Below are 16,452 nucleotides of genomic sequence, written 5' to 3' on the forward strand. Positions count from 1 at the left end.
ATATAATACGCATCCTCTAACCAAAACGCAAGCACTTTTTTTAAAAATTTTAAACTTTTTACTCTTTTTTAATCCAACATCCAAAATACCAAAAAAAACTCCTGCAAAATCACACTTGTCAAGTACTTAATCACCAAAAAATACCGACTTTTATATTAAATTTAATAAAAATACTTATCTTCTCAGTCCTCGAAATTTAATGGCATTAGAAGGAAAAATATAGTTTTGATATAAAACTTATATTAATAATTTAAAAAATACTTTTGCTTAGATATATCATTTATAAAAATATCTACTAATTCCAAAACTTTGAAACATGAGGAGTTTTAATTCCAACACCTTCTGATGTTACAAATATCATGTTATCGCCACACTTTAATACTATCTGTTTTTTATTTTGCACAATCATACAATCTTTACTTGTATCAATGTAGTGTTGCATCTGCTTTGCTGTTTGATTAGATACTAAATTATTTTCAGCATTAGCAAATACTATACTAAAAATAAAAAGCATAATTACCATATATAAAAATTTATAAAATCTCATAAACAAATATATTTATTCTTAAGCACTATATAAATAAGAATATAGTGTTGTTTGGTAATTTAAAAGAATTAAAATTTATTGATATACCATCTACTTATGAAATGAAATCCATTTCTTTGATGGATACCCAGGATCTTCTCTAGTTAATATAGGCACCATATAGCCTGATGAAATTTCAGAAAGCTTTTTCATAATATCTTTAGCATTATCAATATTAAAATGCTTAGTCCCAGAAACAGGATCTAACAAATGTATATAATAGGGGATAGTTCTTGCTCTAATCAATTTTGTATTTAGTGCATATAATATATTTGGATCATCATTTACACCTTTAAGCATTGTACTTTGATTTAAAATAACAATTCCAGATTTATGTATCTCCCTTAATACTTTAGTAATATTATCATCTATCTCATTGGGATGATTCGCATGTACTACAAGTATTATATCTAATAGATACCTAGAAAAAATATCTAATAAAGTTTTAGTTATTCTTTCCGGTAAGACAATAGGTATTCTTGAATGAATCCTAACTCTATTAACATGTGATATTTGACTAATCTCTTTTAGAAAGAATTCTAGAATATCATCATTATTTAATAAAGGATCTCCACCACTTAAAATAACTTCCTCAATACTCGAATCATTTCTTATATAATTAAAAGCTTTAAACCAATCTTTTCTACCTGGGACATTATCGTTATAGTCAAACTCTTTACGAAAGCAATACCTGCAATGAACAGCGCAACTTGAGTGAGCAATTAATAGAACTCTTCCATGATACTTGTGTAACAATCCCGGGATCTTATTATATTTTTTCTCCTCTAATGGATCACTACAATAATCACTATCAACAACCTCTTCATCAGCTGCCGGCAATATTTGTTTTAGCAATGGGTCATTAATATTGCCCTTTTCCATTCTATTAGCGAAAGATTTTGGAACAATCATTTTAAAATGATTCATCGCTTTGAATGAAACTTTTGAAATATCATCATTTATTTCTAAAAAATCCAATAGCTCCAAAGGAGAGTAAAATGACTCCTTCAGAGCTTTTTTCCAGCTATTTGTAGACATAGTTAAATTTATTTTTTGATATATTGTAAGATAGATTTTCTAGAATTAAATAGCTTGAGAAGAAAATTAGAATTTATTTTTTCTTTTTCTGAGGAGGAAGATCTGTTGCAGTACCTTCAAACACTTCTGTAGCCATCATTAAACTCTCAGAAAGAGTTGGGTGTGGATGAACTGTAAGAGCGATATCTTCAGCATCACAACCCATTTCAATAGCAAGTGCTGCTTCAGAAATAAGTTCACCTGCGTTAGTACCAACAATAGAAGTACCAATAATTCTATGATTTTCATCAAATAGAACCTTAGTCATACCTTCTGATCTACCAATACTAAGTGATCTACCACTAGCAGCCCATGGGAATACACCCTTATAATACTTGATACCTTTTGCTTTTGCAGAAGTCTCAGTTTCACCAACCCAAGCAACTTCTGGATCAGTATATGCAACTGAAGGAATTACTAAAGGATCAAAACTATGATTTAAACCTGAAATAACTTCAGCAGCTGTTCTTCCTTCAGGTACAGCCTTATGAGCAAGCATAGGTTGACCAACGATATCTCCAATAGCAAAAATATGTGGCACATTTGTACGAAGTTGTTTATCTACTGGGATAAAACCTCTTTCATCAACTTTAACACCAGCTTTTTCTGCATCGATCAACTTACCATTTGGCTTACGGCCAATTGCCATAAGAACTCTATCATAACGCTCATCTTTAGCTGAATGATCGCCTTCCATTGTTACATAGATACCATCTTTCTTAGCTTCCATAGCTGTAACACCAGTTTTTAGGCGAACTTCATATTTCTTGTTCATTTTCTCATAAGCTTTAACCATGTCTTTATCAACACCGTTCATAAGCTGATCAGCAAACTCAACAACTGTAATCTTAGTACCAAGCTCAGAATAAACTTGTGCCATCTCAAGACCTATAATACCACCACCAACTACAAGCATAGTCTCAGGAATTTCTTTCATTTCAAGAGCACCAGTAGAGTCAATGATTCTCTCATCTTCAGGAACAAATGGTAGATTAATTACACTAGAACCAGCAGCAATAATACAATTATCAAAAGTAATTTTTGTAACTTTACCATCAGCAGCTTCTACAGCCAGCTCTTTATCAGATGTAAATTTACCGTAGCCTTGTACGATTTTTACTTTTCTCATCTGAGCCATACCTTTTAGACCACCAGTAAGCTTGCTTACAACATCATTCTTATACTTAAGAACCTTGTCCTTATTGATTTTCATATCACCCATTTCGATGATACCATCAGCAGCTAAGTGTCTAGCTTCATTAATAACTTTAGCGATATGAAGAAGTGCTTTTGATGGAATACAACCAACATTTAGACATACACCACCGATATTTTCATATCTTTCTACTAAAACAACTTCTAATCCTAAGTCAGCTGCTCTGAAAGCTGCACTATATCCACCAGGACCACTACCTAAAACTACAACTTGTGTTTTAATATCACTCATTTTTAAAACTCCGTGTTTACATTATGATTTCACGCAAATCAGAAAGAATCTGACTATATCTTGTTAAGAACTTAGCAGCTAATGCGCCATCAATTACTCTATGATCAGCAGACATAGATAAAGGCAACATAGTTCTAGGTTCAAACTCTTTACCATTCCAAATTGGTTTAACAGCAGTCTTAGATACACCCATAATAGCTACTTCTGGCATATTAATAATTGGTGTAAACGCTGTAGTACCAAGCACACCAATACTAGAAATTGTAAATGTAGCACCTGACATGTCTTTAGAACCTAATTTACCATCACGTGCTTTACCTGCTAGTTCCATAATATCTTTTGATATCTCAATAATGCCTTTCTTATCAGCATCTTTGATAACTGGGACCATCAACCCTGCTGGAGTATCTGCAGCAAAACCAATATTATAATATTTCTTAAGAATTAAGTTCTCGCCATCGTTTGAAAGTGAACTGTTCATTCTTGGGAACTCTTGTAGCGCAACAGCTGCAGCTTTTACTAAGAATGATAGTGGAGTAATTTTTACACCAGCTTTTTCAGCAAATGCTTTCTTAGATTTTCTAAACTCTTCAAGATCAGTAATATCAGCATCATCATAAAAAGTTACATGAGGGATCTTAACCCAGTTTCTATGTAAATTTTTCGCACTGATTTTGTTAATACGAGTTAGAGGCTGAGTTTCAATCTCACCAAACTTGCTGAAATCCACAACAGGGTCATCTAAAAGATCTAAACCACTACCACTTGCAGCAACTTTACCAGTTTGAACTTGTGTTACAGCATGCTTGATATAGTTATAACAATCTTCTTTTGTTACACGTCCTTTACGACCTGTAGCTTTTACTTTGCTTAGATCAACATTTAGAATTCTAGCTAACTTTCTAACAGCTGGAGAAGCATGAGCATTAGAATTATCTACTGCATACTCATTCACACTACTTTGCGTTGGTGCTGGTGCTGGTGCTAATTGAGAAGTTTGTTTAGGAGCTTCTTGCTTAGCCGGTTGACTAGGTGCTGCCACTGGAGTAGATCGTTGAGTCTTAACTTTTAAAATTAAGCTCCCTTGAGAAACTTTATCACCAACTTTCGTGACAACCTCTACAACTTCTCCTGCTACTGGAGATGGAACTTCCATGCTAGCCTTATCAGTCTCTAATGTAATTAAAGGATCTTCTTCTTTAACCTTATCACCAACAGCCACAGACACTTCGATAACATCAACACTATCATAATCACCTATATCTGGAACTTCAACATTTACAACTTCTTCAGAAGCTTGTGCAGGCGTTAATTGCTGAGCATCTTGTGCTGAAGATGATGCGCCAGCACCAGTTTCAACTTTAAGAATTAAGCTTCCTTGAGAAACTTTATCACCAACTTTTGTGACTACTTCTACAACCTTACCAGCTACTGGAGATGGAACTTCCATACTAGCTTTATCAGTTTCAAGAGTTATTAAAGAGTCTTCTTCAGCAACTTCATCACCAACAGATACAGATACTTCTATAACATCTACACTATCATAATCACCAATATCTGGAACTTCAACATCCACTATTTGTGTAGCTTGCTGACTAGTAGGTGCTGGACTAGCTTCTTGTTTAGGCTCTTCTGCCGTTTCAGCACCAGCAACTTCAACTTCCATAATTACTGAGCCTTCTGAAACTTTATCACCAACTTTTACAGTTACTTTAACTATCTTACCAGCTACTGGAGATGGAACTTCCATGCTAGCCTTATCAGTCTCTAATGTAATTAAAGAATCTTCTTCAGCGATAACATCACCTTCAGCAACATTCACTTCAATCACATCAACACTATCATAATCCCCGATATCAGGAACCTTAACTATCTCTATAGACATTTATATCTCCTTACCGATTAGCTATAAAATGGAGCCACACGCTCTGGGTCTATATTGTATTTTTTAATCGCTGCTTTAACTTCACTAGCCTCAACTTTACCATCTAAATGTAAAGCATATAATGAAGCAACAACCACGTGATACCTATCTACTTCAAAGAAACTACGCAATGCTTCTCTACTATCCGATCTACCATACCCATCAGTACCTAAAGTTACAAATGTACTTGGAATAAACTCTCTAAGCTGATCTGTGTATAACTTAATATAATCAGTAGATGCAACAACTGGACCCTGCTCATTTTTAAGACATTGCTCAATATAGCTTTCTTTTTTCTTGTCTGTTGGATGAAGCATATTTGTTCTAGCTACATCTTTAGCTTCTCTATAAAGCTCATTTGCAGAAGTCATGCTCCAAACATTAGAAGTTATACCATACTCTTCTTTTAGCATCTTAGAAGCTGCTTCAACTTCTCTTAAAATAGTACCAGAACCCATTAACTGAACATGTTTCTCTGCTGGCTTGTTATCTTCTAGCTTATATAAACCTTTAAGAATACCTTCTTCAACACCTTCAGGCATTGCTCTGTGAGAATAGTTTTCATTCATTACAGTAATATAATAGAAAACATGCTCGCCATTTACATACATTCTTTTTAAACCATCATCCATAATTACAGCTAATTCATAAGCATATGTAGGATCATATGATATACAACCAGGAATAAGACCAGCTTGGATATGGCTATGTCCATCTTCATGCTGTAGACCTTCACCATTTAAAGTCGTACGACCAGATGTACCACCAAGTAAGAATCCTTTCGCCATAGAGTCAGCAGCAGCCCACGCAAGATCACCAAATCTTTGGAAACCAAACATAGAGTAGTAAATCATAAATGGAATCATAGGCACTTTATGTACACTATAAGAAGTAGCTGCAGCTAACCAAGAACTTAGACCACCTTGTTCATTAATACCTTCTTGAAGAATCTGACCATCTACTGCTTCTTTATAAAACATTACTTGTTGTTTATCTTCTGGCACATATTGCTGACCTTTAGGGTTATATATACCTAATTGTCTAAATAGGCCTTCCATACCAAAAGTACGTGATTCATCAACTGTAATTGGTACAATATGCTTACCAACTTTTTTATCTTTCGCGAGGTGCGATAGTATTCTAACGAAAGCAGTAGTTGTAGAAAACTCTCTATCACCACTATCTTCTAATAAATTCTTAGCAAATTCTTTATAGCTAGGAATTTCCAAGGCTTGATTATTTTCTAATCTCTGAGGTATATAACCACCTAAAGCTTTTCTCTTAGAGTGAAGATATTTCATTTCTGGAGAATCTTCAGCTAGCTTAATAAGTCTATAGTTCTCAACATCATCTTTTGTTGCTGGAACATTAAATCTATTTTTAATATGCTCAAGTGCATCTGTATCTAGTTTTTTAACGTTATGAGCAATATTTTTAGACTCACCCCACTCACCCAAACCATACCCTTTAACAGTCATTGGTAAAATAAGAGTTGGGCGACCATCTGCATGCTCTATAGCTTTTTTATACGCTGCATATATTTTTAACGGATCATGTCCGCCACGACGAAGAGCAACAAGATCGTCATCAGACATATCTTTAGCTAATGCTTCTAGATCTTCATCACCACTAAATACAACTCTACGACATTCAGCACCACCATGAGCTTTAATTGTATGGAATTGACCATCATTTAGTTCACTTAGCCTTTGCGCAAGTTTTTTACCTGCTTTTTGATCTTGTAGCAATTTATCCCAATCACTACTCCAGAGTACTTTAATGACATTCCAACCAGCTCCCATAAATGAATTAGCTAGTTCCTCAACAATATTGCCATTACCATTTACAAGACCATCTAATCTCTGTAGGTTACAGTTAATAACAAAAATAAGATTATCTAAACCTTCTCTACCTGCTCTAGTGATAGCACCCATTGATTCTGGTTCATCCATTTCACCATCACCACAGAAAGCCCAAACCTTACGATCTGCAGTTTCAGCCAAGCCCCTAGCTTCTAAGTACTTCATAAATCTTGCTTGATAAATAGCTTGAAGAGGGCCTAGACCCATAGAAACTGTTGGGAACTGCCAATATGTAGGCTGTAGATGTGGATGCGGATAAGAAGATACTGCATTCTCACCATCAAAAGCTTGTCTTCTAAAGTTTTCTAATTGCTTCTCTGTTATTCTCCCCTCTAAGAAAGAGCGCGCATAAACAATTGGAGAAAGATGGCCTTGGTAAAATATCAAATCACCTGCTTCATTATCATTTGGAGCTTTCCAGAAATGGTTAAAACCAACCTCATAAAGAGTCATTGCACCAGCACCAGTACCAATATGACCACCTATTGTGCCATCTTTTTTATTAGCAGCGGCAACCATAACAGCAGAGTTCCATCTATTTACAGCCTCGATTCTCTCTTCTATTTCCATATCACCTGGATAACTAGGCTGCTCACTAACATCAATTGAGTTAATATAACTTTTAACCTTAGCTGTTGAATAGGCGCTCTTAATACCTAATTCAGTACCTTTATTTAAAAGCTGCTCAAATAGAAACTTAGCTCTATCAACACCTTCTCTTTTAACGACATCTTCAAAAGCCTCAAGCCATTCTTGAGTCTCCAAAGCATCAATATCTTTAGTGAAATCCGACATCCTTTGTCCTCCGAATTAATCGAATATTAATGAAATTAAAAACTTATTTGTTTGATTATAAGTCAATAGATAAGCAACATCAACTATATAAAAGCCTCTCCTATAGAATTCATATTTTTTTGTAGTTTTAAAAAACTATTTTGACCCAAATAAAAATCTTGTCAACAGCCTCCAAACAGACACTCTTGTATTTTTTATCCTATAAAAAAATCTTTCTCTAATCTTTGTTTTTCTTGATACAGCTCATCTATAAGAACCTCTGGAGCACAACACTCCAGCGTTTTAGGATCTATATATCTAGGATACATGATATATGCTCCTGCAATCAACTCATAAAGAGCAAGTTTCCTTTGTCTTCTTGGCTCAATAACATAATCATTAGTCAACCCCCAACCTGCATAAAAAGGCATACCATAAGTAGTTACCTTTTTTCCATATAGCAACCCTTCAAAACCTATCAAAGAAGTCATTGTATGAACTTCATCAACTACTTGTAATATAGATGCCACAGAAATATAACTGATTATAGAGTCACCGTAGATTTCAGCTTTTTTACTTCTATTATTCTATATATTTGTATTTATTTATGGTTTTGATTGTATCTATAATATCACTTTCTTTTTTAGAGTATGGATTATAGTACCTTGTATATAAAATATAGCTGGCTGCAAATATCTCTTCAACCGATAACTTTCTTTTCCTTCTATCACCGGTGATTCTATCATCAGTAACTCCCCAACCCGCATAAAATGGCATCCCAAAACATATGCATTCACAACCAACAAGTAACGCCTCGAACCCCATCCCTGAAGTTTTTGTATAGACTTTAGCAAAATACTTAAGTAGTGATATAGAGTTTATATTTTCTGATATAATAATTACCTTACTATTTATATTATTAATGTCTATATCAGATTTTTTTTTCCCACTAAACACATTAGGATGGATTTTTAAATATATCTTAGCCCTAGGATTTTCTAGAATTGCCGACTCAATCATATCATTTGTTGTAAACTTATTTGCCAAACCATACCTAAGACTACTATCTCCCTCAGTTTGTGCAATAATAAGAATATTTTTTCGCGAATCGGAACTATCCAACAACCCATACTTATCACAAAGCTTTGGATCAACATTTGGAATATTATTATATTTAGAAATATTATATTTTTTTATTAAAGATATTGCCTCTCTAGCTTTTGACATAAGAGCCTTATCTGCTAAAAAATCATAAGAGTTTAAAATATTTTCTAATCTGCTAGGAGTTGTAGCATCATAATATATACCAACATCATCCTCGACTAAACTAAAGCTAGGACTATTATCAATGCCAAGACCTATAGATCGGATAAACCCATCTTCTAGCAAAACAAATGATGATTTATATCTTTTCGCCAATGTGATTGCTTTTTGACCAGATTTTTTTCTACCCCAACCATAAAAAACACTTCGTTGAGCAATCAACTTAATGTATCTAAACTTACTTATGCATATAAAACTCTCTACTTTTTTTATAATTTTACTAGAGGTTGAATAACCATCATTTCCATAAACCTTTCTATAAAAAAATATAATGTCTCTAAAATAATAGATATCTGGCTTCGTTAATAATGCTCTAAGTCTAACAAAATAAAAAAATATAATACTATTAACTTTACCAATAAAATATTCAATTTTAGAAGATGTGTTTGGTACATCTAAGCTTTTAATCAAGCCATTGAATTCTCTATCATACCATTTTATAACGTTTTCCCATGAAAGTAATGAATTAGCGTTTTTCTTCATATAATCACATATTACTTTTTTCTTATCAATTGATAATCTACTGAGTAAAGAAACATCTTGACTTAAATTCCCCGTTAAAAAAAATATTCCTTCTCCTTTAAAATCATTGACCATCCCAACCCTTGTACTTATTACGGGAGTATTAGTATACAAAGCTTCTGGCAAACATGCAGGGCCTCCTTCATGAGTACTAGTAATTAATAAAAAATCTATATAGCTATACAATTTAGTCAAAAACCGATATGGTAAACTTTCAAACACAATACATTCAAAGCCTAGAGATCTCAAATTTACTGCTGTTTTTTTTCTACGTTTTCCTACTAAAATAAATTTAAAATCATCTTTTGGCAATAATGCAAATAATTTAAATAAGAATTTTTCTCCTTTCACAAGCCTTGGATAATAACTAGAAAAAAACCCTATTACTGTTTTAGGCTTATATATGTAGCTTGTTTTTTTACTAAGCATATACGGATCATACCCATGAGGAATAACAATAGTATTGTATATTCCATAAAGTTGTAACTCCTCCTTCTGTGAATTATTCAAGCATATAACTAAAAATGCCTCTATATATCTATCAATAAATTTTTTAATATTTAGATTTGGATCAGGGTCATTCAGATCATGATGCACCGTTACAATAGAGTTAGGTTTTAGTCTTTCCTCAAGATGAGGTCTAAAATAATAGTACACGCTTGCATTTTTAATGGATTTTAACGTAACAATAATATCAAATTCTGAGTATCGCTTAAAATACTCAATAATATCTTCAAAAATTCGACTTTTTACATATGATGACTTAACTATATTTAATATTTTATTTTTCATACATAATAATTACTTCTACCATTTTTCTGACGATATTATTCCAATCATACTTCAATGCCATAATCCTCGATTTTTGACTGTCAATCTTACTTAACAATAAATCCCAATCTATCCGATTCCCAAACACATAACAATTCAAGTCAGATAGTAGGCTTTCGTTTATAAATCCTTCAGGCACTGCTACTAAAGCTCCACTCATTGAAGCTTCAAGAGCACAAAGACCAACACTTTCACCATGAGTTACAAAAAAAATATCGGTTTTGCTTAATTCTTCAGCCAATGTCAGATATGGTACAGGGTTTTTATCATAGAGTTTAATATTAATATTATCTAAATCAACATCAACAATACATGAGTCAACAATCATCCTTATGGTAACGCATGAGTACAAATTCTTCCACCTTTCAGACTTAACAAAATCTTTAATTTTCATAAGAATATCTACCGTCCTATCAGGCTGACTTGAATCATAGACAGTATGATCCAACAAAATAGCCAATTTATCTGGAAACTGTCTACTCTTAAAAACATTTCTATCAGCTGCCCATCCAACATACTTATTATATTTATGGTACCTTTCATACCTATTCGCTGGAGCATTTATAGGGTATAGTGAAGAATCATCTTTAGATGTAAGAACCAAGTCAGCCCCACCTCCATCCAATATCCCCCCATCATACATATGTGCAACTAAAGTTTTTTTGATATTTCTAAGTATTTCACTACACTTTTCTGGAATAGTCGTAAAATACCTCAATCCAAGTGCAAGAACGCAGTCATAACCACTAATATCTAAGTTCTCAAAATACTGAATCAACTCACTATCACTATGCATTTTTCTTGTCAACATAGGCACAACATCAAAATCTACACCAAACTCGATTAAATACGTCTGGATGTAATAATTAACAACCTCAAGATATGAACTAAGCTCGTTTAATTCTTTTTTCTTTTCCGCAATTAGTAATAATTTCATACATACACCAACCCTACTAAAGCCATCTTAACTTAAATAATTTTTATAAATACAATTTAATCTTTATAAAACTGTGATCATAAAGTTTGGTTAAACTCCACATATGGTAAATATGGATAAAGTAAAGAGTTATAAGAACAATTAAACAAATTTATACCCTTATCCTTTAGTAATAAAAAAGCATTCCTAACATTCATGATTTGAGTACTTGTAAAAGAATCATACTCTTGTACTTCAGTCTCTTGATAAAACCTTGGTTCAGACCCACTATATTTCAAATCCATTCCCAGTATGTATATGTTCTTAGCTCCTAAATATACCGCCAACTGAATCGCTAACATAGAGGTTGTACAACCAAAATAATAACCTTTCATCAAGTTAAAAGAAAAACCATTTCTGCCAATAGCCTTAACATAATAAGTTGTATTTATAAGATCAGCAACATCATAATTTTTAAGCTCATATCTAAAAACTCTAATAGTTTCAGGAGATAGCATTTCAGTCGCCATCATCCGTTTTTGGGGATGATTAATAAATCTTGCATCACTTACAACATAATATTTAGAAACAAATCCGAACTTTTCTTCTAATAAAGGATTCGCATTCATTCCTATAACCACCTTATCTCGCAATAATGACAGATCCTCTCTTTTTATGCTAGGGCCATTTGCCAATATATATATATCTTTACCAAGCTCTGCATTTTTTAGTTTCTTCACGCAATTAAAAATCATTATCTATTACCTTATCATATAGCTTCTTAAAATGCATGATCATATGACCCGGCATCAAATATCTATTAAAAAAATTATAACTCTTATTTTGATATTCTGCTATGAGAGATTTATTTTCAACTAAGCTTACAAAACGATCATATACATTAAAATTACTAACCTTAAAAAAAGGAAGAAAATCATCTGCTTCAATAAAACTCTCAAAAAGGTTGCATGAAAAACAATCTGCATTATTAACTACAACATTACCAGCACACAATCCTTCTAGACTAACTTGATGAAAAGCCCCAGTTACAATCTCATCAATAGTTATATGACTACGCATTCTTATCAAATGAAGTTCGTATGGAGCGACTGCCCCCTCAGAGACAACAAGATTAATTTTCCCTGATTTATTTAGAAAAGACAAAACATCCATCAACTCACTAGAATATTTATCATTCCATCTCCCTCCTACTCTATTATGAGCTGGGCTAAATAGAACCCTAGGAGTTTCATTCTTACCAATTAAGTTAACTGTTGGCTTTTGCAATACAATATTAGGAACAATTTCAAAATCAGGATATAATCTAGAATGATATTGAGAGATAACACATTTAATATCAAAATTTATCAACGCAGATTCATAATAAGTAAAGTTTGGCCCCTCTCTCAAAGGAGAATGAACTTGATATACAAAACAAACTTCACTACTAGAGTTTTCTATTATAATTTTTTCTTGCTCTTTAGATAAAAAATTATGAATATGAATAACATCAGCTTGCTGTATTAGCTGGATAGCCAACTCTTTATTATTATCAAAAATTATAGATTGATTAGAAAACACTCCTTTAAGGCGACCAGGATAATCATTAAAAATTAATATTGATGACTCATATTCAGTAAACATTCTTAAAGCATCACTAACCTTTCTTGGTGCATCGACCAAAGGGGTAGGAGAAACATGCAAAATATTATATCTTTTCATATCTTACCCCATCTTTCAACGTCCTCATTAAAAGTTTACGATAATCATCCTGCGTTTTTAAACGAAGAATCATATCGCTATAACAACAATATATATTTTCCCTTAAGTATAGCTCCTCAATCACTATAGAATCAATGAAAGACCTAAAATTATTTTTAACATTAATCGACTTATTTCTACTATATCTTACTAAACCTTCGATAGTAATATTCTTATTATAATCATCTATACAATTAAAATTTGATTCCCCTGACTTGACTGGGAGTAGCAAGTTACAATCTTTCTTATAACTAGTATCAACACATGCTACCTTAATAGCACTTATAATATTACTTAAACTATCATCTTCAATAACTCTAATTACTCTAGGTATATGTTGTATTTTTTTACACTCAGAAAAAAGATTTTCTGAAATAATTAAAACATCAACATACTCATAACTATTCTCCACAAATCTTAAAGATTTTTCATCCGTCACAATAATTATTGACTTATTTCTTGGATTAGAACTTCTAACAATTCTAAAAATATTAGACTCAGGATTCATGCTAACGATGTTTCTAAATTGTGCAAATTTATTTTGTCTTAACGATTCTTCTTTCAAAAATGTTTGAAAAATGTCATCCTCTTTTTCAAGATAGTGCCCCAATAAACAGACCCTAAAAAAAAATAATGTTTTTTCTCTGAAAGCAACAAAATCTTTATTTTTTAAAAACTCTCTAACGAAAGCATTATTTATAAGCATAGGATATGCCATATCAGCTTCCTCAATAAGAACCAACGTAGAAAACCCTAAACCCTGATTATTAACTACTTTTGAAGCCACTAATATATCTAGCGCTTGATCACTAACAACAACTCTTCCAAACTCCATAGGCTCAAGTTTTTTTTGTATAGATTCAGCACTCTTTGAAGCAACTTTATATACCTTCTTAATATTAGTAAGCAATTTAATATATCTGAAGAATTTACCAACATAACTCATAAAATTAAGTCCTATATACTATTTATTCAGCTAAACACTATCGTTTTTAGCATTTTTTGTCTATTATCAATCAATATTTGCTTCAGCAACCTTATCATTTTTATTTTAATGCCATAACAACTTTAGTTATACCCTACCCACATCATAGAGCTGAATAATTCCAACAAGCTCTCCTACATGATCAATAACTATAAGCTCATTAATTGAATTATCAATCATATAATTCTCAGCATCAATAGCCATAGCATCTTGAGAAATAGTTTTTGGGGATTTAGTCATCATATCAAAAGCCTTTAAAGAACTCCAAGATTCATGGCATTTATCCAAAGCACGTCTTAAATCGCCATCTGTAATAATTCCATACCCTCCATCATAGGCAACTAATGTTAACCCTAGCCTTCCTGAAGTAATTGCATGTATTACACTATCAAAAGAAGCATCCTGATTTACAACTGGCAAGTGGCTATCATGCATAATATCTTTAACTTTTGTTAACAACTTCCGACCCAAACTCCCTCCAGGGTGAAATAAAGCAAAATCTTCTGGCTTAAACCTTCGTTCACTCATGAGAGCAACTGCCAAGGCATCGCCCATTGCTAAAGTAGCTGTTGTGGAGCAGGTTGGCGCCAGCTCTAGTGGACAAGCCTCTTTCTCTACAGATATATTCAAAAAATAATCAGAATTTATAGCTAATGTAGATTTATTGTCACCTGCCATTCCAACAAGTTTCACCCCCATTTTTTTAACTATTGGAATAAGTCTAACAATCTCCTCACTCTCTCCAGAGTTTGATATAGCCATTAGAATATCATCTTTTGTCAACATCCCTAAATCGCCATGAATAGCCTCAGCAGGATGCATAAAGAAGCTTGGGGTGCCAGTACTAGCGAGGGTTGCTGATATTTTCACACCTATATGTCCGGACTTCCCCATACCTGTAATTACAAACCGTCCTTTCGAGTTCAATACAGTGTTAACAACCAATTCAAAATCTTCAGTAAGTAAGTCTTTAAGAGCCAAAACTGATTGACTTTCCAAATCAAAAACTCTCTTCGCAATATCTAAAGTATTTTTCACTTTACATCCTTATTTAATACTATTTTGAATGGCAAAAATATCTTCTATAACATCGTAAAGCTTATCAACTTGAACCATATTTGGACCATCACTTAATGCTATACTTGGATCAAAGTGTGTTTCAAAAAAGAATCCATCCACACCAACGGCTGCAGCTGCTCTTGCCAAACTAGGCACGATAGCACTATTACCTCCCGTTGTACCTCCAGTACTAGGGACCTGTGCTGAATGAGTCGCATCAAAAATAACTGGGGCATATTCTCTCATTGCAATCAAATTTTTCATATCAACAACCAATGAACCATATCCAAAAGTATTACCTCTTTCACAAAGCCATACATTATGATTTTTAGAGTTATCATAACTTAACGAATTACAGCCTCTTGTTTTAAGAACCTTATCAACAGGATACTTCATACTACCTGCAGGTAAAAACTGACCCTTTTTAATATTTATCTTACAATCAGTTTTTGCAGCTGCAACTAGCAAATCTGTCTGTCTACACAAAAATGCAGGAATTTGTAACACATCGACAACCTCACCAGCTGGTTCTGCTTGATATGACTCATGAATATCAGTCACCACCCTGTAACCAAATTGTTTTTTTATTTCCTCAAATTGTCTTAAACCAGCATCTAAGCCAGGCCCTCTAAAAGAGTCCAAACTAGTTCTATTTGCCTTATCAAAACTTGCTTTAAAATAAAAATCTACTCTTGGATCCTCACTTAATGGCTTCAGCTTTTCTGCAATTTGCATCACTGTATCTCTGTCTTCTAAAACGCATGGTCCTGTTATAACTATCATTAGCACTCTCCCTTAAGATATTTTTCTAAAACTTTATTAAACAAACCTTGTTCTTGTAAAATATGATCTGCAAAGTCTCTTAGAGCTCCTTCACCACCTTTAGACGCTGTTACATAATCGACCTCTTTTTTGATATACTCTCTTGCATCAGTTGGTGCTCCACTAAAACCACACCTCGCCAGAATAGGTAAGTCTATTATATCATCTCCAATATACGCAATATTTTCATCCAATAACTTAAAATCTCTTTTTATTTTTTCATAATCGACTAACTTATTGGGTGACCCATGATAATGAAAGTCTAACTTGAGCTCCTCACACCTATATTTAACAACAGGTGAGTTCCTACCTGTTATAACTCCAACAAAAAATCCTAGAGATCTCAAATGAGATATTATTTGACCATCTTTGACATTAAATTTTTTGATTTCATTACCTTGGTTATCATAAATAATTCCACCATCAGTAAGAACTCCATCAACATCAAAAATAATTGACTTAATCGTTTCTATACTCAACTCGCAATCCCCACACAATTAATATAACATTCTACACAGGTGCGATAAATACTCTAGCAGCAAATGCTATCTGGAACACTATCT

General features: G+C 33.1%; 14 protein-coding genes. All 14 read right to left on the reverse strand.

All coding sequences use genetic code 11. The features are described from left to right. Positions 1-295: 295 nt before the first annotated feature. The 14 genes from R8535_RS09290 to R8535_RS09355 all read right to left on the reverse strand — a co-directional run bounded on the left by R8535_RS09290 (position 296) and on the right by R8535_RS09355 (position 16,368). A complete protein-coding gene (locus R8535_RS09290; protein WP_329498644.1) occupies positions 296-547 on the reverse strand; it encodes a hypothetical protein in 252 nt (83 codons plus the stop codon). A gap of 90 nt (positions 548-637) precedes the next feature. Continuing rightward, positions 638-1,624, reverse strand: a complete 987-nt coding sequence (epmB, locus tag R8535_RS09295; RefSeq protein ID WP_329498642.1) for an EF-P beta-lysylation protein EpmB — start codon at positions 1,622-1,624, stop codon at positions 638-640. A gap of 73 nt (positions 1,625-1,697) precedes the next feature. Continuing rightward, positions 1,698-3,110 (reverse strand): dihydrolipoyl dehydrogenase, encoded by a 1,413-nt coding sequence (lpdA, locus tag R8535_RS09300; protein WP_329498640.1) that lies wholly within the window; start codon positions 3,108-3,110, stop codon positions 1,698-1,700. A gap of 16 nt (positions 3,111-3,126) precedes the next feature. After that, positions 3,127-4,995, reverse strand: a complete 1,869-nt coding sequence (gene aceF / locus R8535_RS09305; RefSeq protein WP_329498638.1) for a pyruvate dehydrogenase complex dihydrolipoyllysine-residue acetyltransferase — start codon at positions 4,993-4,995, stop codon at positions 3,127-3,129. 17 nt (positions 4,996-5,012) lie between these two features. Then, positions 5,013-7,691 (reverse strand): pyruvate dehydrogenase (acetyl-transferring), homodimeric type, encoded by a 2,679-nt coding sequence (aceE, locus tag R8535_RS09310; RefSeq protein ID WP_329498636.1) that lies wholly within the window; start codon positions 7,689-7,691, stop codon positions 5,013-5,015. Positions 7,692-7,885: 194 nt separating this feature from the next. Beyond that, complete coding sequence (locus tag R8535_RS09315; protein ID WP_329498634.1) at positions 7,886-8,200, reverse strand: capsular polysaccharide export protein, LipB/KpsS family; 315 nt, start codon at positions 8,198-8,200, stop codon at positions 7,886-7,888. A 52-nt stretch (positions 8,201-8,252) separates the two neighbouring features. Next, positions 8,253-10,307 carry a capsular polysaccharide export protein, LipB/KpsS family gene (locus R8535_RS09320; RefSeq protein ID WP_329498632.1) on the reverse strand — a complete coding sequence of 685 codons (2,055 nt, stop codon included), beginning with the start codon at positions 10,305-10,307 and terminating at the stop codon, positions 8,253-8,255. Further along, complete coding sequence (locus R8535_RS09325; RefSeq protein ID WP_329498630.1) at positions 10,297-11,283, reverse strand: hypothetical protein; 987 nt, start codon at positions 11,281-11,283, stop codon at positions 10,297-10,299. The genes R8535_RS09320 and R8535_RS09325 overlap by 11 nt, the downstream gene beginning before the upstream one ends. A gap of 77 nt (positions 11,284-11,360) precedes the next feature. After that, positions 11,361-12,017: a 6-hydroxymethylpterin diphosphokinase MptE-like protein gene (locus R8535_RS09330; RefSeq protein ID WP_329498628.1), complete on the reverse strand. Its 657-nt coding sequence runs from the start codon at positions 12,015-12,017 to the stop codon at positions 11,361-11,363. Beyond that, positions 12,007-12,984, reverse strand: a complete 978-nt coding sequence (locus tag R8535_RS09335) for a hypothetical protein (RefSeq protein ID WP_329498626.1) — start codon at positions 12,982-12,984, stop codon at positions 12,007-12,009. Before R8535_RS09335 ends, R8535_RS09330 begins: the two co-directional genes overlap by 11 nt. Further along, positions 12,971-13,969 (reverse strand): hypothetical protein, encoded by a 999-nt coding sequence (locus R8535_RS09340; RefSeq protein WP_329498624.1) that lies wholly within the window; start codon positions 13,967-13,969, stop codon positions 12,971-12,973. The genes R8535_RS09335 and R8535_RS09340 overlap by 14 nt, the downstream gene beginning before the upstream one ends. A gap of 126 nt (positions 13,970-14,095) precedes the next feature. Then, positions 14,096-15,046 (reverse strand): KpsF/GutQ family sugar-phosphate isomerase, encoded by a 951-nt coding sequence (locus R8535_RS09345; protein ID WP_329498622.1) that lies wholly within the window; start codon positions 15,044-15,046, stop codon positions 14,096-14,098. A gap of 9 nt (positions 15,047-15,055) precedes the next feature. Continuing rightward, positions 15,056-15,850 carry a 3-deoxy-8-phosphooctulonate synthase gene (gene kdsA / locus R8535_RS09350; protein WP_329498621.1) on the reverse strand — a complete coding sequence of 265 codons (795 nt, stop codon included), beginning with the start codon at positions 15,848-15,850 and terminating at the stop codon, positions 15,056-15,058. Next, on the reverse strand, positions 15,850-16,368 hold the full coding sequence (locus tag R8535_RS09355; RefSeq protein WP_329498619.1) for a KdsC family phosphatase: 519 nt from the start codon (positions 16,366-16,368) through the stop codon (positions 15,850-15,852). The genes kdsA and R8535_RS09355 overlap by 1 nt, the downstream gene beginning before the upstream one ends. Positions 16,369-16,452 lie beyond the last annotated feature (84 nt).

This window comes from Francisella sp. 19S2-4 (assembly GCF_036281795.1).
Lineage (GTDB): Bacteria > Pseudomonadota > Gammaproteobacteria > Francisellales > Francisellaceae > Francisella.

Bases quoted from the DNA above. Each gene is read 5' to 3' on its own strand.
- R8535_RS09340 (WP_329498624.1), bottom strand. From the start codon at position 13,969: ATGAGTTATGTTGGTAAATTCTTCAGATATATTAAATTGCTTACTAAT.
- kdsA (WP_329498621.1), bottom strand. From the start codon at position 15,850: ATGATAGTTATAACAGGACCATGCGTTTTAGAAGACAGAGATACAGTG.
- lpdA (WP_329498640.1), bottom strand. From the start codon at position 3,110: ATGAGTGATATTAAAACACAAGTTGTAGTTTTAGGTAGTGGTCCTGGT.
- R8535_RS09325 (WP_329498630.1), bottom strand. From the start codon at position 11,283: ATGAAATTATTACTAATTGCGGAAAAGAAAAAAGAATTAAACGAGCTT.
- R8535_RS09335 (WP_329498626.1), bottom strand. From the start codon at position 12,984: ATGAAAAGATATAATATTTTGCATGTTTCTCCTACCCCTTTGGTCGAT.
- aceE (WP_329498636.1), bottom strand. From the start codon at position 7,691: ATGTCGGATTTCACTAAAGATATTGATGCTTTGGAGACTCAAGAATGG.
- aceF (WP_329498638.1), bottom strand. From the start codon at position 4,995: ATGTCTATAGAGATAGTTAAGGTTCCTGATATCGGGGATTATGATAGT.
- R8535_RS09330 (WP_329498628.1), bottom strand. From the start codon at position 12,017: ATGATTTTTAATTGCGTGAAGAAACTAAAAAATGCAGAGCTTGGTAAA.
- epmB (WP_329498642.1), bottom strand. From the start codon at position 1,624: ATGTCTACAAATAGCTGGAAAAAAGCTCTGAAGGAGTCATTTTACTCT.
- R8535_RS09290 (WP_329498644.1), bottom strand. From the start codon at position 547: ATGAGATTTTATAAATTTTTATATATGGTAATTATGCTTTTTATTTTT.
- R8535_RS09320 (WP_329498632.1), bottom strand. From the start codon at position 10,307: ATGAAAAATAAAATATTAAATATAGTTAAGTCATCATATGTAAAAAGT.